Genomic DNA, 23003 nt, shown 5'->3' on the forward strand with positions numbered 1-23003 from the left:
GTCACAAAACTTTAAAGTGGAATGAAAAAAATAGTATTAATATTACTCTTGTCGATATTAGTTTCTTGTGGAGGCAAAAAAGAAAACTCCAAGGAAAATGTCATTCAAGAAGTATCTAATACCCACCTGAATCGTGTTGAGCCACCAAATTGGTGGGTTGATATGAAAAACAAGTCTCTTCAGCTGTTGGTTCATCATAAAAATATTGGTAAAACAACACCTGAAATTTCATATTCAGGAGTAACTATCGAAGAAGTCCATAAAGCGAAAAGTCCAAACTATTTGTTTTTGGATTTAACAATTTCTAAAGCCACAAAACCAGGAAAATTTGATATTGTTTTTAAATCAGAAAGTGGCGAAGAAAAGAGACATACTTATGAATTAAAGGATAGGGATTTAGCCCCTGAAGCTTACATTGGATTCGACAGTTCAGATGCCATTTATTTAATCACACCGGATCGCTTTGCCAATGCCAATCCTGATAATGATGTGTTTGAAAACCTTAATGAAAAAACAATAGATAGATCTAATAACTATGCGCGTCATGGTGGCGATATTCAAGGAATCACCAATCATTTGAACTATATTTCAGAGATGGGTTTTACGGCTATATGGCCTTGTCCATTATTGACAAATGACATGCCACAATGGTCCTATCACGGTTATGCTATGACCGATTTTTACCAAATCGACCCACGCTTTGGAACGCTCGAAGAATATTTAGAATTATCAGCAAAAGCGAAGGAAAAAGGGATGAAACTCATCATGGATCAAGTTGCCAATCACTGTGGCTTGGAACATTGGTGGATGAAAGATTTGCCTTTTGAAGATTGGGTAAACAATCAAAAAAATTACGAAGAAAATATCGACAATTGGAATTGGGAAACAAATATTAATTCCAACCATAGACGTACGACTAATCAGGATATTTATGCTTCAGAATCAGATAGAAAAGGAAATAATGAAGGTTGGTTCGTGGCAGCCATGCCAGACTTAAATCAGCGTAATCCTTTTATGGCCAAATACATAATTCAAAATAGTATCTGGTGGGTTGAAACAGCTCATTTAAGTGGGATACGTCAAGATACTTATCCATATCCGGATAAAAACTTTATGAGCGATTGGGCTGGAGCCATAATGAATGAATATCCCGAATTCTCTATAGTTGGTGAGGAATGGAGTTTAAACCCAATTCTAATTGGCTATTGGCAAGAAGGCGCAAACAATCGAGATGGTTATGATTCTAATTTAAAATCTACAATGGATTTTGCTATGCAGAAAAATATTGTAGACGCCTTAAACGAAAATGAAGGATGGGACAAGGGTTTGGTTAAAATTTATGAAGGATTGGCCAATGATTTTCATTATGCTTCACCTAAAGACATCATGTTGTTTCCTGACAACCATGATATGAGTCGCATTCACACCCAATTAAAAGGGGATATACCAAATACCAAAATAGCTTTAGCCACTGTATTGACCTTACCACGTACGCCACAAATTTATTACGGAACGGAAATTCTTATGAACGATTTTGATAAACCAGGTGATCATGGTTTAATCCGAACTGATTTTCCCGGTGGATGGCAAGACGATACCATTAACGCATTTACAGGCGATGGTTTAACAGATGAGCAAAAAGATATGCATTCCTTTTTGAGTAAAGTACTTAATTATAGAAAAAATAGCCAAGCCATTCATGAAGGTAAAACTATTCACTTTGCACCATTTATGGGAACGTATTTTTTATTCAGGATAATTGAAGGTGAAACCGTTGTTCTTATTTTAAATAAAAACGAAGAACCCATAACAATAGATCTAAAGCGTTATACAGAAATAGGTCTTGATGGGAAAGAATTAAAGAATGTCATAACAGACGAAAAATTCCTTTGGAAGGATGCAATCACATTAAACAATAAAGGAGTAACATTATTGACCACAAAATAAAATAACTTGTCATTCCGAACTTGTTTCGGAATCTTATTAAAAGCATGAAACAAATTCTATACATACTATTTTTCTTTTTAATTCAAGTAGTCAATGCACAAGTCACTTTTGTGATTGATGAATTACCAGAAATACATGATTCTGAAAAGGGAATCTATATTTCTGGCAGTTTTGAAAGTTGGTCAGGTGGAAATGAAAGTTATAAACTCCAAGAAAAAGATGGTGTATACACTATTACATTGCCACAATCCGAAAATTTAATTTTATTCAAATTCACACAAGGTTCATGGGATTCTGTTGAATCGGGCAGCAAGGGGGCAAGTATAGAAAACCGCACCCACAATTTTAATATTCCCAACGATACTGTCAAGGTTAAAATAGCGGGTTGGACCAATAATTTTAAAGTCGAAGACCCCTCAACAGCCTCTAAAAATGTTAAAGTAATATCTGAAGATTTTCAAATTCCTCAATTAAATAGAACACGTCGTGTATGGGTGTATTTACCACCTGATTATCACTCATCAAAGGAATCCTATCCTGTGGTTTATATGCACGATGGCGAAAATTTGTTTGACAAAAAAACATCCTCTTACTCAAACGAGTGGGAAGTGGACGAAACACTAAATAAGCTCTTTAAGGAGAAACAATTAAAATTGATTGTTGTGGGTGTTGACAATGGAAAGAACAAGCGTTTAGATGAATACTCACCGTGGGTCAATGAAAAGTATGGTGGTGGCGAAGGCGATGCGTATCTGGATTTTTTAGTTAATACATTAAAGCCTTATATAGACAGCAATTACAATACTTTAAAGGATAAGGAAAATACAGCCATTGTTGGTAGCTCTATGGGTGGCTTGATTTCCCATTATGCGGCATTAAAGTATCCAGGAGTTTTTGGCAAAATAGGGGTATACTCACCGGCATTTTGGTTTGCACCACAAGTCAACGATTTTTCTAAAGATAATGCACGTCTAAAAGACACTAAAATGTATTTTTTGGCAGGTGGTAAAGAAGGCGAAAATGTACGTTTCGATGAGATTAGCCAGACGGTTAAAGATATGAACCAAATGGTTTCAGTTTTAACAGAAAATGGCTTTCCATCAGAAAACATAAAACCTAAAGTCGTTCCAGAAGGGAAGCATAACGAAACCCTATGGCGCGAAAATTTTGAAGAAACTATTTCATGGCTGTTTTCGGAAAGGCTTAAAGAAAGAGAATTCGTGAGCGCTACACTTACTAAAAATAATGAGTTGCAAATTGTGGTTTCAGACGGGAAATATATCTCTAAATTTTATTCGTCGAAAATTGTGGAAACGACCTTTCTGCCTAGTGGAGAGAAATACAGTCCTGACTCTCATGCGGTCGTTTTAAACAAGATGGTTAAAGTTGCAGATTTTTCTGAAGATGACAATCAAGTCATTTTTAAAACAGAAGATTTTACAGTAAAAGTTAATAAGAAACCGTTTAAAATTTCTTATTGGTACAAAGACAAAAAGTTAACCGAAGAAAAAAATGGCTACTATAAAACGGATGATTTTGAAAGCATTGATTTCAAAATAACAAATTATGAAATACTATATGGTGGTGGAGCCAGAGCTTTGGGAATGAATAGACGCGGACACAGACTACAACTATATAATAAGGCACACTATGGTTACGAAACCGAAAGTGAATTGATGAATTACACCATGCCAATTGTAATCTCTTCAAACCAATACATGATACATTTTGACAATGCGCCAATAGGCTATTTGGATTTGGATAGTAGCCAAGACAATACACTAACTTATGAAACCATTTCTGGCAGAAAAACCTATCAAGTTATCGCTGGAGATTCTTGGTTGAATTTGATTGATAATTATACTGACTTGACAGGAAAACAGCCTATGCCCCCACGTTGGGCTTTTGGTAATTTTTCAAGCCGTTTTGGCTATCATTCCCAAAAAGAAGTTGAAGAGACCATAGCCAAGTTTAAAGAATCTGAAATTCCAGTTGATGCAGTTATTATTGATATTTACTGGTTTGGAAAAGATATTCAGGGTCATATGGGGAATTTAGAGTTTTATAGAGATTCGTTCCCAAATCCCAAACAAATGATAAAAGGGTTGGAGGACAAAGGTGTAAAAACTGTATTAGTAACTGAACCATTTGTGCTAACCACTTCAAAACGTTGGGACGATGCCGTAGCGAAAAATGTTTTAGCAAAAGATTCTATTGGCAATCCTGCTCGATATGATTTTTATTTTGGCAATACAGGCTTAATAGATGTGTATAAACCAGAAGGTAAAGAGTGGTTTTGGAACATTTATAAAGAACTTGCAGAAATGGGTGTAAAGGGTATTTGGGGTGATTTAGGCGAACCCGAAGTACATCCTACTTGGGTGCAACATGCAAAAGGAACTGCCGATGAGGTTCATAATACCTATGGTCACGATTGGGCTAAATTAGTTTATGAAGGCTATAAAAACGATTTCCCAAATCAAAGACCATTTATTTTAATGCGTTCAGGTTCATCAGGTTCACAACGTTTTGGATTGATTCCATGGTCTGGTGATGTAAACAGAACATGGGGTGGTTTACAAAGTCAAACCGAAATTGCCATGCAAATGGCTATGCAAGGCCTTGCTTATATGCATTCTGATTTAGGTGGTTTTGCTGGTGCCAATTTAGACGATGAACTCTATACACGTTGGTTGCAATATGGTGTTTTTCAACCAATTTACAGACCTCATGCTCAAGAAGAAGTGCCAAGTGAACCCATATTTAGGGAAGAGAAAACAAAACAATTGGCTAAACAAGCTATTGAATTACGATATAAGTTATTACCATACAACTATTCATTAGCTTTTGAAAACAATCAAAATGGAACACCTTTCATGCGACCATTGTTTTTTGAAGAGCCAGAAAATGAAAGTCAGTTAGTTAATGCCAAAACCTATTTATGGGGAAACGATTTTCTTATCACACCAATAGTAAATCCGGAAGTATCAGAAAAGGAAGTGTATTTCCCAAAAGACAATGTGTGGTTTGATTTTTATACCGATTCAAAAGTTGAAGGTGGACAAACTAAAACGGTTTCTGCAACTATTTCCTCAATTCCAACTTTTGTGAGAGCAGGTAGCTTTATACCGATGGCGAATTTGGTTCAATCTACAGATGATTATACTCTAAATAGCTTTGCATTGCACTACTATCATGATGCATCAGTATCAGAAAGTAAACGATACGTATACAATGATGATGGTTTGACAAGAAATGCCTATGAAAAAGGTATGTATGAACTATTAGGGTTTGAAGCTGAAATAGAAAACAACTGTTTAGAAATAGAATTTGAAATTGAAACAGGAACTAATTATTCAACTAATAACAAGGACATTAACCTTATTGTTCACAATATACAGAGTGAACCAAAAAACATAAAAATAAATGGCAAAAAAAGCCATTACGATTTTAATATAAATACTAAACAAGTAACCATTCCAGTAACTTGGAACACAGCAAAAGAGACAGAAATAAAAATTAATTTTAAAAACTAACTATGAAAAAAACAGCAATTTTTTTAATGGCAATGTTGGGTTTAGCTTCTTGTAAAAAAGAAAAAGAAACGCAAGTAGCAGAAGAAAATAAAACTGAAGAAGTGGCCGAAATTCAACCGATAAGTGATGAAGTTTTAGAATCAGCGGTTATTTATGAAGCTAATATTCGTCAGTATTCTGAAGCAGGAACTTTTGATGAGTTTACTAAAGACATTCCTCAATTAAGGGATTTAGGAGTGAAGATTATATGGCTAATGCCTATCAATCCTATTTCTGAAACCAAGAGAAAAGCAACAGGTGGTGATTTTGCCTATAAAATCGAAGATGAAGCGGAACGGGCCAAAATGCTCGGCAGCTATTACGCCGTAAGTGATTATACAAAAGTGAACCCAGAGTTTGGAACCATTGAAGATTTTAGAGTACTTGTTAAAACGGCTCATGATAATGGCATTTATGTGATTTTAGATTGGGTACCTAATCACACAGGATGGGATCATGTTTGGATAAAAGATCATCCAGAGTATTATGTAAAAAATGATAAAGGTGAAATCACAGATCCGTTAAATCTGGATGGGACGTCAAAAGGTTGGGGCGATGTGGCTCAATTAGATTATACCAATTTGGATATGCAAAATGAAATGATAAAGGATATGATGTATTGGGTAAAAGAAGAAAAAGTAGATGGTTTTAGATGTGATCACATCGAGCCAACTCCTGTAGATTTTTGGCAACGCGCTATTGCAGAGTTAAGAGCAGAGCGTAATGTGTTTATGCTTGGTGAAAATGATGAACCTAAATTTATGAAAGGATCCGATTTATTTGAAATGGAATATGGTTGGAAATTCCACCACCTGATGAAAGATATTACAAAAGGGGACAAACCTATAAAAGAGTTTGATAGCTTAATGAGTTATATTGATAGAGCTTATGAGAAAGATGATATTATCATGAACTTTGTAACAAATCATGACGAAAACTCTTGGAATGGTATTGTGACTGATCGTTATGGAGAAGCTTCGGAATCCGTTTTGGCTTTGAGTTATATGATTCCGGGTATGCCATTGATTTATTCGGGACAAGAATATGATTTAAGCCATCAGTTAAAGTTTTTTGAAAAGGATCTAATTCCAAAAACAAAAGGTAAAGTATGGCCAGTTCTTGAAAAATTAGGAGAACTTAAAAATAGCAATCCAGCGTTAAACGGCGGTAAAGACCCAGCTGATTTCGAAAAAATTGAAACTGGAAATGAAAGTATTTTGGCCTTCAAACGAAGTAAAGATGGAAGTGACGTTATCTATATTGGAAATTTTTCTAAAGATAATCAAAAGGTTACATTACCAATTGAAGGAGCTTTTATGGATTTCATGAAAAACAATCAACTAAATGTCAACGGTGCAATAAACTTGGACGCTTGGGATTACAAGATTCTACTAAAACAATAAGATAAAAAATTGTTTTTAAAAAGGCCTTAAAAATTTTTAAGGCCTTTTTAAATTGTCATTTTGCAAACTTTTTATAAACCATGCTTACGATACATCCCATGACAATATAATAAACAAGATATATAAAAGCATTAATAATATATCCAGAAAAGGCAATGATATTTGAAGTGGAGTAATCTATTAAACCAGCCCCAAATCCAGCTAAAATACCCATTAAAACTCCAAATTGCATACCTTCAGATAAACTATGATGCCCTCTGGCCCATTTAGAATAAATAATTGTGAAGCAAACCGCCAGAATGATGCATCCCAAGATTAAATGAAACATATCAGGCATTTCTCTCATAACACCAGTTGCTGTCCCTAAATGATCTTCGAGTAAGGGATCTCCTAAAACTCCCCATAGTAAATAACCTCCAAAGTAAGCCCAAAGGGCAGCGGATAGGTAAGCCATTAAATTAGTTTTTGAAAACATATTGTTAATTTTATTAGTTAATATGAAATTAAATATATGTTTGAATGATAAATGTTTATTAAAAAGGTTAAAATATTATAAACAATTTAATTAACCGAATTTTCAAACGTCTCGGTTTGATTTTAAGATGTCAGAAAACGGCATGTATTACGACCAAAGCAATTATTTGTAATTTTGTAAAAAATAATAGTAGCCTTATGAGTGATATTAACACTAATGTGGAAGCCCCTTTCAAACTACTTATCAGTTTTGATAAATTGATAAAACAGTATGAGGATGTTTTAAAAAGTGAGGATTCGGTATTAGTCGCTCAAGCCAAACGTGTCTTAAGTTTAGCTCAAGAAAACCCAATACTTCGCGATGGGTTTTCTGATGTTGCACTACTTAAAAAGTATGAGTCTGAAATTGCCATTATTTTAAAGGATGCATTTAGTCCAATGCTCACTTTAAACGAAATTAAAACGGCATCTATTCCCTTTCAAGATATTATTTTTAACTCTTCTGAACGTTTTAAGGACATTGTTAAAACCGCTGGACCAGAATTTAAGTTGAAAATGAAGAATATGCCTGAAAATGATTTGTATATTCTATCATGCGTGGCTATTTTGAATTTATATTACGGGTACTCCATAAATTTCAAACGTCCGCTTTACTACGAAATTCCAGATGCAAATGGTGTGTTACGGTTTTTTAAAATTTTATATAATGCTGATTTTACCGATATCATCAGAGAGCAAAATGCGCCAATTATAACCGAAAGCGATTATTATGAATTGTTGGACAATTTTGAGAATATTGATTTATGGAAAGAAAAGTTTCCTTCAGCAAGCTATACATTCAAAGGGTTTGTAATTTCAAATATTTTTGATGTTACCGATGATCAGTCTATTTCAAATATCAAGTTTACACTCATAGGTCAAGATAAAGACAATGCTGAAGATTTCATGACTGATTTTCATGAGATTTTCAGATCGCTTTTGGGTATAAAAGATCTTGAGGTAGGGTTTTCGGTTTATAATGAGCGAGAGGATATGTTTGAGCGAGTTATCGCAACTGGAATGACCAGTTATCTTTTGAACAAGATGGAGAATTTACACTGCGTTGATGCCTTGTGTAAGTGGTCCTATAAAAAGCTTCTTAAAGACAAGCAATACTTTTCTATTTCTGATGTTGATGAAATATATGAAAAATCTAAAGGTAAAGCACCTCATATAAAAACACTCCATGGTCAAAACATCAAGAGTGCCATTTTTGCACCAATAGCCAATGAGGACGGATTAATGGGAATTTTAGAATTGGTTTCCAACAAACCAAAAGTTTTAAATAGTATTAATGCCAATAAGTTGACCGATGTCATGCCTTATATAATTGCGGCTGTTCAGCGTTCAAAAGATGAAGAGAATAATTTAATTAAGGCTGTTATCCAAAAAGAGTGTACCTCTATTCACGAAAGTGTGCTCTGGCGTTTTGAAGCTGAAGCAAAAAAATATATTAAAAGTGAAAGGAACGGTCAGGAAGCAATTTTTAAAAAAATAGCTTTTGATAATATTTACCCGTTGTATGGACAAATTGATATTCAAGGTTCTTCGGACGCGCGAAACCAAGCCACGAAACAAGATTTAAAACTCCAATTGAATCTTGTTAAAAATATAATGAATCAAGCTTTAGAGTTAGATAATTTGCCAATATATGAGCAGTTTATTTATCAGATTGAAGAGTTTGAAAGAGGTTTGGATTCAAACTTTCAAGTTGATAGCGAACAAAAGATATCAGCTTTTTTCAAGCAGGATATAGTGCCCCTTTTGGAGCATCTGCAAACTTTTAGGCCATTAAAATCTGTGATTGAAAAGTATCATGAATTTATGGATCCTGCAATACATGAAATATACAAACACCGCAAGGATTACGATCATACTATAGCCACGATAAATAAAAGAATGGCTGCTTTACTGGATTATAAACAGAAGCATGCGCAAGGTATGTATCCACATTATTTTGAACGGTACAAAACGGATGGCGTAGAACACAATATGTACATTGGTGAATCTATTACCAAGGAGAACAGTTTTAACATAATATACTTGTATAATTTAAGATTGTGGCAATTACAGGTTATGTGTGAAATGGAAAATGATTATTATCAAATGCGTTCTGAATTTCCAATTTCATTGGATGTTGCATCCATGATTTTGGTCTTTAATCAACCGTTGTCAATTAGCTTCAGAATGGACGAGAAACAATTTGATGTAGATGGCACGTACAATGCGCGTTATGAAATTGTAAAAAAGCGTGTAGATAAAGCCTACATTAAAGGCACCAAAGAACGTGTGACACAAAAAGGAAAGTTGACTATTGTCTATTCCCAAAAACAAGATGAAATAGAATATTTGCGATATATCAAGTTTTTACAATCCAAGCACATGCTGGATACAGACATTGAAATAGTTGAATTGCAAGATTTGCAAGCCGTTACAGGGTTAAAGGCTATTCGTGTAAGCGTATTATACCATAAAAATAAGAAAGACAAAAGCTTCTATACCTATGAAGATTTGATGAAAGAAATTCAATCTTAAATGCCGGCAAAGTGAAACGAGATTCCAAAAGCAATGACGGAAATAATAATGCCGATCATAAATACCGTATAGGTTGTTCGTAAAATTCTATATTTCCTATCCAGTACCTTGCCTAAAAAATAAAGGTCTTTGGTGAGCGAACTATAGACATAATCCTTGTCTTTTAATAATTCACTCACGGCCCATTCAAATTCATTTAATTCCATCTTGTGAAAATTGCCAAAGAATGTCAGGTTTACCTTTTTTTGTGCAACATCTTCTTTAGTAAATTCACCATTGGTAATATTAGGTCTGGTAGCTAATATAGATAGCACAATGGATATAACGCTAAAACACACAAATATAATGGTTGGTGTTATTAAGTAAGCATTGGATGGATTATCAAGTTTACTGATTAAGTTTGAAAGGACCAATGAAATAATAATGGCATTTACTGATAGTAGGATATTGGCTTTAGTGTCAGCAATGTCACTTAATTTAATGTGGTTTCTTAAAGCAACCCTATAGAAGGTTTGGATACCTCTATCAGGATCATCCTTTTTATATGCAGCTTTATATTTAGCTTTGAGTTTTTCACTGTTGACTTTTGTTTTCAGCTTTTTATTCTGTTTCATCAAGGAAGCCAAGTTTCTTTCTTTAATCGGTTGCCAGTTTTTCAGGGCATATTCCGTAAAAAACTGGTGTTTGTTTGTAAGCACTTCAATATTTTCAGCTAACCATTCTCTTTGGGAGAACGATTTAATTCCCATTATCTCCAATTCTTTCCTCAAAAATTCACTGGCTTCATCAAAATAATCTTTACCAAAATGTGATGAATCAGCATCTCTAATAATTTGCCCGAGTAAATTATCAGGTTGAACATTAAATTTTGTAGCTAGAATGCAATTGGATACTTTGTCAATCAAATCAGAATCTAAGTTTTGTTTGGATAAAAAGTCTTTTGCAATTTTGACACTTTCTTCTTCATGATTGTTACAACCCTTAATATATCCGGTATCATGCAAAAGGGCTGTTAGCCTTAAAATTAATTTTTCTGTATCATTCAAGTCAACATGCTCAATGAGTTCGTTGACGCTTTTCAGAACTCTTTTGGTATGGGTGTAGTTATGGTATATAAAAGTAGTAGGTAGTTCGTTTTTAAATAATTCAAAAACAAACGCATCAGCTTTCTCAATAATATTTTCCATTAACGTATTTGATTTTTAGTAAAAATACTAAACTTTATGCAACAACAATGTCAGTCGTATTTTTAGTCAGTACTTTCATCTTGTCTCCATAAAAATAAGTAAGAATTTATTACTTTTTACGTCTATAATTAGGTTAAAAAGTATATATTAATTAAAAGAAAGGATCATATAAAATGTTGACATGGAATAATATTATCAATTTCACAGTTAATGGAAACTCTGTTCCAGACGAGCGGGTTGAAAAAACCGAAACTGAATGGCGAACCATATTAACCGATGAACAATATAGAATCACTAGAAAAAAAGGTACAGAAATGGCTGGGACTGGTGCTTATTGTCATTCACACGAAGCAGGTAAATACAATTGTGTATGTTGTAATACACCTTTGTTTGATTCAACAATAAAATTTAGTTCAGGGACCGGTTGGCCAAGTTTCACGCAACCCATTAAAGTGAATGCTATTAAGTACAAAAAAGACTCATCCTTTGGGATGATTCGTGTTGAGGTTATGTGCAATACTTGTGATGCGCATTTAGGGCATGTGTTTCCTGATGGTCCAGAACCCAGTGGATTGCGTTACTGTATTAATTCTGAATCTATGATTTTAGACAAGGAGCTTGCAAATGGAAAATAATAATGTTCAAGTAGCAACATTTGGAGGCGGATGTTTTTGGTGTACAGAAGCCGTTTTTCAAGAAGTTAAAGGCGTTGAAAAAGTTGTTTCAGGATATTCAGGTGGTAATGTTCCTGGTCATCCTACTTATCGTGAAATTTGTTCAGGATTAACTGGTCATGCCGAAGTTGTTCAAGTGACTTTCAATCCTAGTGTTATATCGTATAAAGATATTCTGGTGATTTTTATGACCACTCATGATCCAACAACCTTAAATCGTCAAGGTGCTGATGTTGGAACTCAATACCGTTCTGCAATTTTTTATCACAATGAGGTGCAAAAGCAAGTAGCTGAAGATGTTATTGAAACACTTCAGGAATATTATAACAATCCCATTGTAACGGTTATAAGTCCATTTGAAGCTTTTTATGAAGCTGAACAGGAGCATCAGGATTTTTATAGAAATAATCCTGACTATGGATATTGTACCTTTGTAATAAATCCGAAATTGGCCAAGTTGAAACAGATGCATGCCAATAAACTAAAATAATAATGAACCTGAAATTCAAGCACACATTTACTGATAATCTTCCAGCAGATTCTAATTCTGAAAACTCAAGAAGACAGGTTTTAAATGCTTGTTTTTCTTATGTGAATCCGAAGCAAACTTCAAGTCCTCAGCTGCTTCATGTTTCACCTGAAGTACTTCAGGATTTGGGTTTGAGTAAAGCCGATTCTGAAACAGGTGATTTCTTAAAAGTGTTTACTGGAAATCAAATTCCTAAAGAATCAAAACCTTATGCTATGTGCTATGGTGGACATCAGTTTGGACAATGGGCAGGACAGTTGGGAGATGGAAGAGCTATTAATTTAGGAGACATTCATCATAATAATCAATCATGGGAATTGCAACTAAAAGGTGCAGGAGAAACACCATATTCACGTTCAGCAGATGGTTTAGCTGTGTTGCGATCATCAATCAGGGAATACTTGTGCAGTGAAGCTATGTATCATTTGGGAATACCTACAACTAGAGCGCTTTCTTTGGCATTAACAGGCGATCAGGTTTTACGTGATGTTATGTACAATGGTAATCCGGCTTATGAAAAAGGAGCTATTGTGTGTCGAGTGGCACCTTCGTTTTTAAGATTTGGTAATTACGAAATTTTTGCAGCAAGACAAGATTTAGAAACTTTAAAGACACTCCTTGATTTCACTATTAAACAGCATTTCCAACATTTAGGTAAACCTTCAAAAGATACTTATATCAATTTTTTTGAGGAAGTATCCTCGCGTACTTTAGATATGATCGTCCATTGGCAACGCGTGGGTTTTGTTCATGGTGTCATGAATACTGATAATATGTCAATACTGGGACTTACCATTGATTATGGCCCTTATGGTTGGTTGGAGGGTTTTGATTTTGGTTGGACACCCAATACAACAGATAGTCAACATAAACGCTATCGTTATGGTAATCAACCAAATATTGGGTTATGGAATTTATACCAATTGGCCAACGCATTGTATCCTTTAATTGAAGAGGCTGAACCTTTAGAAGCTATTTTGAATGCTTATAAAACCAATTTTGAAGTAAAGTCTTTGGAAATGATGCGATCAAAACTTGGTTTGGAATTACAATTGGAGCATGATATAAAATTGATTCAAGATTTAGAAAATGTTTTGCAGATTTCTGAAACAGATATGACCATCTTTTTTAGAAATCTTGCCAATGTGCAAAAGGATGATCCCGATAACAGTTTGCAGGTTATTGAAAAAGCATTTTATAAGCCTAATGAAATATCTGATTCAGTCAGACAAACTTGGAATAAGTGGATTAATGCATATAAAAGCAGACTTAAAAAAGAAAGTCTTACAGATGGTGAAAGAAAAGTGAAAATGAATTCGCTCAATCCGAAATATGTGCTTCGAAATTATATGGCACAATTAGCTATTGACGAAGCTGATAAAGGTAATTATGGCTTAATAGATGAATTGTTTAAATTACTTCAAAAACCTTATGATGAGCAACCAGAAAATGAGAAATGGTTTGCAAAACGCCCTGAATGGGCCAGACATAAAGTAGGTTGTTCCATGTTGTCATGTAGTTCGTGATATGTTCTAAAAAATACTATAATATGTATCTTTGCTAAACCAATTCAACTCAATGAAGAAAATAATCTATAAGTTATTTCAATTGGTTTTACTGGGTATAGTGTATTCATGCGCTACATACCAAAAACAAATTGTAGATACTAACAATGAAGGATTTTCTACAAATCAAGAAGTTGCACATTCTTTTTATTTGATTGGTGATGCTGGTTACTCGCCCAACAATACTCCAGCAACAACCTTACAGTTGCTTAAAGAAGACTTAAAAAAAGCGCCAAAAAATAGTACAGTCATTTTCCTAGGTGATAATATTTACCCTAAAGGATTGCCAGATAAAGACCATAAAAACAGGTCGGATGCTGAATTTTATTTACAGTCTCAAATAGATGCAGTCAAAGATTTTAAAGGACAAACTATTTTTATTCCAGGTAATCACGATTGGTATTCTGAAGGGTTAAAGGGATTGGAGCGCCAGGAAGATTTTGTAGATGATGCTTTGGGGAAGAATACTTTTTTACCAGAGCATGGCTGCCCAATTGAAGATAAGTCAATCACGGATGACATCGAGCTGATTATAGTAGATTCAAAATGGTATTTGACCAATTGGGATAACCATCCAACTATAAACGACGACTGCGATATTAAAACTCGAGAAGCTTTTTTTGACGAATATGAGAGTTTGATTAAAAAAGCCAGAGGAAAAACGACTATTGTGGCCATACATCATCCTATGTTTACAAACGGACCTCATGGTGGGCAATATAGTTTTATTGAGCACATGAAACCCATCCCTTTTTTAGGAACACTAAAAAACATTTTAAGAAAAGGTACAGGTGTTAGTCCTGAAGATTTGCAAAACAAAAGATATAACGAGTTTAGAAAACGCATTGTTACTTTGTCTCAAGAAAATGACAGGGTTGTTTTTGTTTCTGGTCATGAACATAGTTTGCAGTATCTGTCGTCCGATAATTTAGTTCAAATAGTTAGTGGTTCAGGATCCAAGAAAACGGCAACAAGAAATGTTGGAAATGGTATTTTTTCTTATGGCCAGAATGGATATGCACGATTGGATGTTTACAAAGATGGTTCCTCACGGGTTGAATTTTTAGCGGTAGATGCAGATGAAGTGGCATTTTCTAAACAAGTTTTTTCAAAACAGATTGAGCAAAACAAGGACTATGATAAAAATGTACCAACAAAAGTAAAGGCATCTATTTATACACAAGAAGAAGTAGAAAAAAGTGCTTTTTATAATTTTTTGTGGGGCAAACGATATGCCAAACATTACAGCACGCCAATTGAAGTTCAAACAGTTATGTTAGACACTCTATTGGGAGGTCTTACACCAGTGAGAAGAGGTGGTGGTACGCAATCCAATTCCTTACGATTAAAGGATTCCATTGGTCGTGAGTATGTTATGAGAGGTTTGCGTAAAAATGCTGTTAATTTTATTCAGGCTTCCGCATTTAAGGATCAATACGTTGAGGGGCAATTTGATGACACTGCAGCCGAAACATTGTTGTTTCATGTGTTCACAGGGTCATACCCTTACGCGCCATTTATAACAGGAACATTATCTGATGCCATTGGTCTTTTGCATACCAATCCAAAATTATATTATATACCTCATCAAAAAGCCATTGAGCCTTACAACGATTTTTTTGGTGATGAACTGTATATGATAGAAGAGCATACTGGTGATGATCATGGTGATAAAGCAAGTTTCGGGTTTTCTGATGAGTTGATTAGTACAGCAGATATGCTTTTGGAAATTCAATCGGATGAAGATATTGTAATAGATGAAGAAGCTTACGTTAGAGCAAGATTGTTTGATATGTTAATTGGTGATTGGGATAGACATCAGGATCAATGGCGATGGGCAGAGACTAATCGTGATGGAAAAACGGTTTATGTGCCAATGCCAAGAGATCGCGATCAGGTTTTTTCTAATATGAACGATGGGTTTTTAATGGGGATAGGATCAAGTTTGATACCAGCAGCAAGAAAGTTTAAAGGATATGATGTTGAATTAAAAAGTTCTAAATGGTTTAGCTTTTCACCTTATCCTTTGGATATGGCTCTAATAAATAATTCTGAAAAATCCGTTTGGGATAAACAGGTGAAATTAATTACTTCTAATATAACGGATGAAATTATTGAAGAAGCCTTCGTAAACGTTCCTAAAGAATTACACGACGAGGTAATTAACTTGATTAAAGAACAATTAAAAGGTAGATTAAAGAACCTTCAAAAAATCTCTGATGAATATTACTCTTATATCAATAAATATGCAGTGATTAAAGGGACCAACAAGGATGATTGGTTTGAAATTGAACGGCAACCAATGGGTAAAACTAGGGTAACGGCATACAGGATTAAGGGAGGCGAAAAGGCAGATGTGTTCCACGAGAGAATATATAACAAAGACATCACAAAAGAAATTTGGATTTACGCTTTGGATGATGATGATGTTTTACACGTGGTTGGAGAAGGCTCGAATCTCATTAAAATCCGATTAATTGGAGGTCAAAACAATGATGTTTACGATATTGAAAATGGCAAAAAAGTTAAAGCCTACGATTTTAAGTCTAAACCCAACACATTCAAAACCAATAAAGGTAGCTTGAAATTGATTGATGACTACGAAACCAATGTTTATAATTATAAAAAGCTTAAAAATAATGCTAATCAATTTTTACCTGTTATTGGATTTAACCCTGATGATGGTGTTAAACTTGGTTTTTCAAATACTTATACAGCTTATGGCTTTGAAAGAAATCCTTTTTCATCGCAGCACAAGTTAACAGCATCCTATTATTTTGCCACTAGCGGATTTGATTTAATGTACACCGGTGAATTTTCAAATGTGATTGGGAGGTTGAATTTAGGATTAAAAGCTGGTTTTACTAGCCCTAATTACAGCATAAATTTCTTTGGATTTGGTAATGAAACGTCAAATCCCAATGTTGATGGCTCTAATGAAAATATGGACTTCAATCGTGTTAAATTAAGTACGTTTAGAATAGCGCCATCATTAATAAAGAAAGGTGAATTAGGAAGTGAAGTAAAACTAGAAGTAAGTTATGAGTCTATTGAAGTTGAAGAAACCCAAGACAGATTCATTAATGACTATTACAATGCCAATATAATTGAAAACAGAAATAATTTCTTTGGAGCAGAATTGAGTTATCATTTTAAAAATAGGGATAATGAAGCATATCCGTCCAATGGTTTTCAATCAGATTTTAAGTTAGGGTACAGAACTAATGTTGATACTTCTGCGGATTTTGGGTATTTCATCCCGAGCTTAAGTTTTGATAATAAAATAACGCCTAACGGTAAGTTGGTTTTTGCTACAAAATTGAAAGGACATATAACTTTCGGGAATAATTATGAATTTTATCAAGGCGCCTCAATTGGTGCAAGCGATGGATTGAGAGGATATAGAAACCAGCGATTTACAGGTAAACATGCTTATTATCAATTAACCGATTTAAGATATACATTTAGAAAATTAAAAACAGGTTTGTTGCCCATAAATCTTGGAGTTTATGGTGGGTTTGATTACGGGAGGGTTTGGTTGTCCAATGATACATCAAGTGTGTGGCACAATTCCTATGGTGGTGGTATTTTAGTAATTGCTGCCGAGCTTTTTTCAGCTAACATTTCTGTTTTTAATAGTGATGATAGTATGCGTTTTGCTTTGGCATTCGGATTAAAATTTTAAAAAAAGACATGAATTCAGTTGACGATTTATTAAAAGTACTTCAATTAGAGCAAATAAAGGAAAACCAATTCCACGGCATTAGTAAAACAGTGGGAAGCCCTAACGTTTTTGGTGGACAGGTGCTCGCCCAAGCACTTAATGCCGCCCATAGATCTATTAATAACAATCGTGTGCTCCATTCTATGCATGCTTACTTTTTAGAGGCTGGGCATTTGGAATTTCCAATAGAATACAACGTAAGTATTATGCGTGATGGTGGCAGTTTTTCAGTCAGACGTGTAACGGCTAGTCAAAAGGGACAGGTTATTTTTATTATGTCTGCCTCCTTTCATAAAGATGAAGAAGGGTACAACCATCAAATTGATATAAAATCGGATGTGAAGCAACCTGAAGATTTATTAAGTTGGACAGACATGCTTGAGCAATTTGGTGATTTGATACCCAAAAAAACCAAAGGTTTTATTGAGATTGAAAGACCTATTGAATTTAAGCCAGTAGAAGTTGTAAATCCTTTCAATAAAGAAGATTTACCGCCATCAACCAATGTTTGGTTTAAGCTAAAGGGTAATGCGGCAAATCTTGATTTGGGAACCAAACAGCAAATCTTAACCTATGTTTCTGATTATAATATTTTAGCAGCTGCTATGAATAGGCATGCAAGCAAGGCCCATTGGGGAAATACACAAACAGCAAGCTTGGATCACTCCATGTGGTATTTCCGTGATTTTGATTTTGAAGATTGGATGCTTTATTCCATAGAGTCACCTAACACGTCTAATGCGAGGGGTTTTGCAAAAGGCAACATATTTACTAGAGATGGAAAACTTGTGGCTTCTGTTGCTCAAGAAGGCCTCATGCGACCCATGAATTCATAATGATGCATAAAATTTTAAATATAGGCCATCGTGGTGCCAAAGGTCATATAGCTGAAAATACAATAGAGTCCATAGAAAAAGCTTTAGAATTTCAAGTGGATGGTATTGAGGTAGATGTGCATGTATGTGCTTCAGGCGAATTGGTTGTTTTTCATGATTTTACATTAGATAGAATGACCAATGGTTCGGGAGAAGTATCTAAACATACACTTTCAGAATTACAACAACTAAAAGTTGAAGATGCATACACCATTCCAACTTTAGAAAACGTCTTGAATTTTATTGATGCCAAATGCCTGTTGAATATTGAATTAAAAGGAAAAGATACGGCCATAAAAACATGTGAAATCATAAAAAAGTGTATTGAAAATTCCAATTGGGATTACAGCGATTTTATAGTTTCCAGTTTTCAGCATCACGAATTGGAAACGGTTTTTAAGACCAATCAAAACATACCATTGGCTGTTTTGACAAAAGCTAGTGTCATGGAAGCTGTCGAATTTGCGAAAACCATTCAAGCAAAAATCATTCATCCTAATGTGGCATTACTTACCCAAGAGAATGTAAAACTGGCTCAACAACAAGGGTTTTTGGTGAATACTTGGACCGTAAATGACAAAAAAACCATTGCCAGAATGAAACGTTACGGAGTCAATGGCATTATTTCCGATTATCCCGATAGAGTATGAAAGAGTACGATGTTATTATAATTGGTGGAGGAGCAGCAGGTTTTTTTGCGGCTATCAACATAGCTGAACACAATCCAAATTTGAAAATTTGCATTCTTGAAAAGAACAAGGAAGGCTTACAAAAGGTAAAGATTTCTGGAGGAGGCCGTTGTAATGTTACCCATGCCGAATTTATTCCGCATGAATTGGTATTGAATTATCCTAGAGGGGAAAAAGAGTTATTGGGTCCCTTTCATCAGTTTATGACAGGCGATACTATTGAATGGTTTGATAAACGTGGTGTGGAGCTTAAAATTGAAGATGATGGGCGTATGTTTCCAACTACGGATTCTTCACAAACCATAATCGATTGTTTTATAAATGAAACCATTAAACATCAAGAGGATATTTATTACAGTCAAAACGTCGTTGAAATAAAACCCAATGAGGATAATTCTAGTTTTCAAATTAAAACAAAATCAGATACGTTTCATTGCGAAAAATTACTTGTAGCTACAGGAAGTAGTGTCAAATTCTGGAAGCTTTTAAAAAATTTAGGCCATACTATTATTGAGCCTGTACCTTCACTTTTTACGTTTAATATTAACGATTCTCGTATAAAGGACATTCCAGGAGTTGTGGTCGCTGATGTTGACGTAAAAGTTTTAAATACAAAGTTAGAGTCAGAAGGTCCGTTATTAATTACCCATTGGGGAATGAGTGCGCCGTCTATTTTAAAGCTGTCAGCTTTTGGTGCTTTAGAACTTGCCAAAATGGATTATACATTTCAAATTGAGGTTAACTTCATCAAAAGAACGTTTGAAGAGGCTTTAGAAAACTTGAAGGGTTTTAAGCAGGAATACGCCAAGAAAACCGTTTTTAAATCAGCTCAATATAATGTACCAAAGCGCTTATGGCAGCAATTGGTATTAGCTTCCAAAATTAATCTAAATGAACGTTGGGCAGATATGAATAAACAGCAATTGGAAGATTTGGCGAATCAACTTACCCGAGCTATTTTCAATGTTGAAGGAAAAAGTACCTTTAAAGAAGAATTTGTTACGGCTGGTGGAGTGGACCTAAAGGAAATTGATTTCAAAACCTTTGAAAGCAAATTGCACCCTAATTTGTATTTTGCTGGTGAAGTTTTAAATATTGATGCGGTTACTGGCGGTTTCAACTTTCAAAATGCATGGACTGGAGCGTACATTGCATCTAAAGCAATTTCATCATGACAACTTACATCGTTTTATTAAAAGGCATTAATGTTGGCGGTCACAAAAAAGTACCTATGACCGAATTGCGTCAACTGCTCTCGAATTCTGGATTTACAAACGTCAGAACCTATATTCAAAGTGGAAATATTATTTTACAGTCTTCTGAAAAAAATCAACAAAAAGTTGAAGTAACGATTTCAAAAGCGATTCTCAAACATTTTGGCTTTGAGGTGTCGGTTTTAGCCAAAACGCGAACCGAACTGAAACGTATTTTTGATCAATCACCGTTTCCTGAAGAAAAAAAGAAAACGAGTTATTTTATGATGTTACACGATATGCCAGATTCTGATATGGTCCGCGAAGCTTCCCAAAAAGAGTATGAAGGAGAGGACTATCAGATCATAGAGAATTGTATCTATTATTTTAATGAAAAGGGTTTTGGTCAGGCAAAATTTAACGTGAATTTTTTTGAACGTAAATTTCAAACAATCGCAACCGCAAGAAATTACAATACCATGATAAAGTTGTTATCTTTGTCCGAAGATTAGCCATATCATGACTGAACACGATTTTATCCCGAAACCGTATACTGTTTCAAAGCAAGATGGTAAAGTTATCTGGGAATCTCCAAGTAACATCGCACTGGTGAAATACTGGGGAAAAAAGAAGCATCAAATTCCTGAAAACCCATCTATTAGTTTTACACTTAACAGGTGTAAAACGATTACAACAATCTCTTATACTCCAAAAGAAGACAATACTGATTTTTCTTTTGAAGTGTATTTGGATGGCTCAAGAAAAGATGATTTCAAGCCTAAAATCCAGACATTCTTTGAACGTGTTGAGTCGTATTTGCCTTTTTTAAGGTTATTTCATTTCAAAATAGAAACCCAAAATACCTTTCCGCATAGCTCTGGCATAGCTTCTTCAGCTTCTGGTATGAGTGCTTTGGCCTTATGTCTAATGAGCATTGAGAAAAAGCTTAATGTCATTCAGAGCGAAAGTGAAGATTCTAAAGACTTCTTCAACAAAAAAGCATCGTTTTTGGCACGTTTGGGCTCTGGTTCGGCATGTAGAAGTATTGAAGGCGATTTGATTGTTTGGGGAAAAACAGCAAGTATTAAAGATAGCAACGATTTGTTTGGAGTGAAATACTCGTATGAGGTTCACAATAATTTTAAGCAGTACCAAGACACCATTTTGCTGGTTGATAAAGGAGAAAAACAAGTCAGTAGTACCGTTGGGCATAATTTAATGCATGGGCATCCTTATGCCAAAAACCGATTTCAGCAAGCCCGTGATAATTTGGCTAATTTAAAGCCTATTCTAGAATCAGGCGATTTGAATGCGTTTATAGCTTTGATTGAAAGTGAGGCATTGACACTTCATGCTATGATGATGACGAGTATGCCTTATTTTATTTTGATGAAACCCAATACTTTGGAAATTATAAACAGAATATGGGAATTTAGAAAAGCAACAGGTTTACATATTGGTTTTACGCTCGATGCGGGTGCTAATGTGCATGTACTATATCCAAAACAGGAGTCTGAAAAAATATTGGAATTTATTAAGAACGAGTTAGTTGCATATTGTAAAAATGGGGAATATATTTGCGACCAAATTGGATTTGGCGCAAACCAAATTGAATAATAAGTCGTATATTTGATAAAGTAATTGCTCTAAATTATGAAAGGACCACTCTTTTATTCAAAAATTCTACTTTTTGGCGAGTATGGAATCATCAAGGATTCCAAAGGATTATCGATTCCATATAACTTTTATAATGGCGCTTTAAAGGTTTCCAATAAGGATACTGAACAAGCAAAAAAATCCAATAATAATTTAACCCGGTTTGCTGATTATTTAGAAACGCTTGAAGACAGTAACTTGGTTAAGTTTGACTTAAAAGCCTTACGAAGTGATCTGGCCAGAGGGATGTATTTTGATTCATCTATTCCTCAAGGATATGGTGTGGGTAGTAGTGGTGCTTTGGTTGCGGCTATCTATGATAAATATGCTCAAGATAAGATTACGGTTCTTGAAAATTTAACACGAGAAAAATTACTAAAGTTGAAAGCCATTTTTTCTGAAATGGAATCTTTTTTCCATGGAAAATCTTCAGGATTAGATCCTTTGAATAGTTATTTAAGTATCCCAATTTTAATAAATTCAAAAGACAATATTGAGGCAACGGGTATCCCATCGCAGAAATTGGATGGAAAAGGGGCTGTCTTTTTATTGGATAGCGGTGTGGTTGGCGAAACAGCTCCTATGGTCAGTATTTTCATGGAGAATATGAAACAAGAAGGTTTCCGTAGTATGCTGAAGGATCAATTTATCAAACATACCGATGCTTGTGTAGACGACTTTTTAAAAGGCGATGTAAAATCCCTGTTTAAAAACACAAAACAATTGTCTAAGGTGGTTCTCAATCATTTTAAGCCTATGATTCCTAAACAGTTTCATGAACTTTGGAAGAAAGGTATTGAGACCAATGAGTATTACTTGAAACTTTGTGGCTCTGGCGGCGGCGGATACATTTTAGGGTTTACTGAAAACATAGAAAAGGCCAAAGAATCCCTGAAAGATTATAAATTAGAGGTTGTATATAACTTCTAAAATTTCCC

The 23003-nt window shown here is 34.7% G+C and carries 16 protein-coding genes; 14 read left to right on the top strand and 2 right to left on the bottom strand.

The window, feature by feature from the left end; translation table 11 throughout:
- Nucleotides 1–21: 21 nt before the first annotated feature.
- From ACKXGU_RS10570 to ACKXGU_RS10580, 3 genes are read left to right on the top strand one after another with little or no spacing between them, the layout of a single operon-like run.
- On the top strand, nucleotides 22–1947 hold the full coding sequence (locus tag ACKXGU_RS10570) for a glycoside hydrolase family 13 protein (RefSeq protein WP_463465285.1): 1926 nt from the start codon (nucleotides 22–24) through the stop codon (nucleotides 1945–1947).
- A gap of 44 nt (nucleotides 1948–1991) precedes the next feature.
- Nucleotides 1992–5483, top strand: coding sequence for a TIM-barrel domain-containing protein (locus ACKXGU_RS10575; RefSeq protein WP_463465286.1), 3492 nt, complete (start codon nucleotides 1992–1994; stop codon nucleotides 5481–5483).
- 2 nt (nucleotides 5484–5485) lie between these two features.
- Complete coding sequence (locus ACKXGU_RS10580) at nucleotides 5486–6925, top strand: alpha-amylase family glycosyl hydrolase (RefSeq protein WP_463465287.1); 1440 nt, start codon at nucleotides 5486–5488, stop codon at nucleotides 6923–6925.
- 55 nt (nucleotides 6926–6980) lie between these two features.
- On the opposite strand, the gene ACKXGU_RS10585 is transcribed toward ACKXGU_RS10580, so the two are convergent.
- A complete protein-coding gene (locus ACKXGU_RS10585; RefSeq protein WP_463465288.1) occupies nucleotides 6981–7379 on the bottom strand; it encodes a hypothetical protein in 399 nt (132 codons plus the stop codon).
- Nucleotides 7380–7597: 218 nt separating this feature from the next.
- Here ACKXGU_RS10585 and ACKXGU_RS10590 point away from each other — a divergent pair, with 218 nt between their 5' ends.
- Complete coding sequence (locus ACKXGU_RS10590) at nucleotides 7598–9973, top strand: GAF domain-containing protein (protein WP_463465289.1); 2376 nt, start codon at nucleotides 7598–7600, stop codon at nucleotides 9971–9973.
- Here the strand turns inward: ACKXGU_RS10590 and ACKXGU_RS10595 are convergent.
- Nucleotides 9970–11160, bottom strand: a complete 1191-nt coding sequence (locus ACKXGU_RS10595; RefSeq protein WP_463465290.1) for a Pycsar system effector family protein — start codon at nucleotides 11158–11160, stop codon at nucleotides 9970–9972. The two genes, ACKXGU_RS10590 and ACKXGU_RS10595, sit on opposite strands and share 4 nt — an antisense overlap.
- 173 nt (nucleotides 11161–11333) lie before the next feature.
- Here ACKXGU_RS10595 and msrB point away from each other — a divergent pair, with 173 nt between their 5' ends.
- The 10 genes from msrB to ACKXGU_RS10645 are packed head-to-tail and all read left to right on the top strand — an operon-like array spanning nucleotide 11334 to nucleotide 22995.
- Complete coding sequence (gene msrB, locus ACKXGU_RS10600; protein ID WP_463465291.1) at nucleotides 11334–11795, top strand: peptide-methionine (R)-S-oxide reductase MsrB; 462 nt, start codon at nucleotides 11334–11336, stop codon at nucleotides 11793–11795.
- Nucleotides 11785–12324 (top strand): peptide-methionine (S)-S-oxide reductase MsrA, encoded by a 540-nt coding sequence (msrA, locus tag ACKXGU_RS10605; RefSeq protein WP_463465292.1) that lies wholly within the window; start codon nucleotides 11785–11787, stop codon nucleotides 12322–12324. The genes msrB and msrA overlap by 11 nt, the downstream gene beginning before the upstream one ends.
- A 2-nt stretch (nucleotides 12325–12326) precedes the next feature.
- Complete coding sequence (locus ACKXGU_RS10610) at nucleotides 12327–13889, top strand: protein adenylyltransferase SelO (protein WP_463465293.1); 1563 nt, start codon at nucleotides 12327–12329, stop codon at nucleotides 13887–13889.
- A 52-nt stretch (nucleotides 13890–13941) separates the two neighbouring features.
- Complete coding sequence (locus tag ACKXGU_RS10615) at nucleotides 13942–17613, top strand: metallophosphoesterase (RefSeq protein ID WP_463465294.1); 3672 nt, start codon at nucleotides 13942–13944, stop codon at nucleotides 17611–17613.
- An 8-nt stretch (nucleotides 17614–17621) separates the two neighbouring features.
- Nucleotides 17622–18488 carry an acyl-CoA thioesterase gene (locus ACKXGU_RS10620; RefSeq protein ID WP_463465295.1) on the top strand — a complete coding sequence of 289 codons (867 nt, stop codon included), beginning with the start codon at nucleotides 17622–17624 and terminating at the stop codon, nucleotides 18486–18488.
- The gene (locus ACKXGU_RS10625) at nucleotides 18488–19177 is read left to right on the top strand and encodes a glycerophosphodiester phosphodiesterase (protein ID WP_463465296.1); all 690 of its coding nucleotides are present in this window, start codon (nucleotides 18488–18490) and stop codon (nucleotides 19175–19177) included. The genes ACKXGU_RS10620 and ACKXGU_RS10625 overlap by 1 nt, the downstream gene beginning before the upstream one ends.
- Nucleotides 19174–20391, top strand: a complete 1218-nt coding sequence (locus tag ACKXGU_RS10630; RefSeq protein ID WP_463465297.1) for a BaiN/RdsA family NAD(P)/FAD-dependent oxidoreductase — start codon at nucleotides 19174–19176, stop codon at nucleotides 20389–20391. Before ACKXGU_RS10625 ends, ACKXGU_RS10630 begins: the two co-directional genes overlap by 4 nt.
- Nucleotides 20388–20921, top strand: a complete 534-nt coding sequence (locus ACKXGU_RS10635) for a DUF1697 domain-containing protein (RefSeq protein ID WP_463465298.1) — start codon at nucleotides 20388–20390, stop codon at nucleotides 20919–20921. Before ACKXGU_RS10630 ends, ACKXGU_RS10635 begins: the two co-directional genes overlap by 4 nt.
- 7 nt (nucleotides 20922–20928) lie before the next feature.
- A complete protein-coding gene (locus ACKXGU_RS10640) occupies nucleotides 20929–22026 on the top strand; it encodes a diphosphomevalonate decarboxylase (RefSeq protein WP_463465299.1) in 1098 nt (365 codons plus the stop codon).
- A 36-nt stretch (nucleotides 22027–22062) separates the two neighbouring features.
- Nucleotides 22063–22995 (top strand): mevalonate kinase family protein, encoded by a 933-nt coding sequence (locus ACKXGU_RS10645; protein ID WP_463465300.1) that lies wholly within the window; start codon nucleotides 22063–22065, stop codon nucleotides 22993–22995.
- The last annotated feature ends 8 nt before the right edge of the window (nucleotides 22996–23003 follow it).

It is taken from the genome of Hanstruepera sp. CR43, from assembly GCF_055227665.1.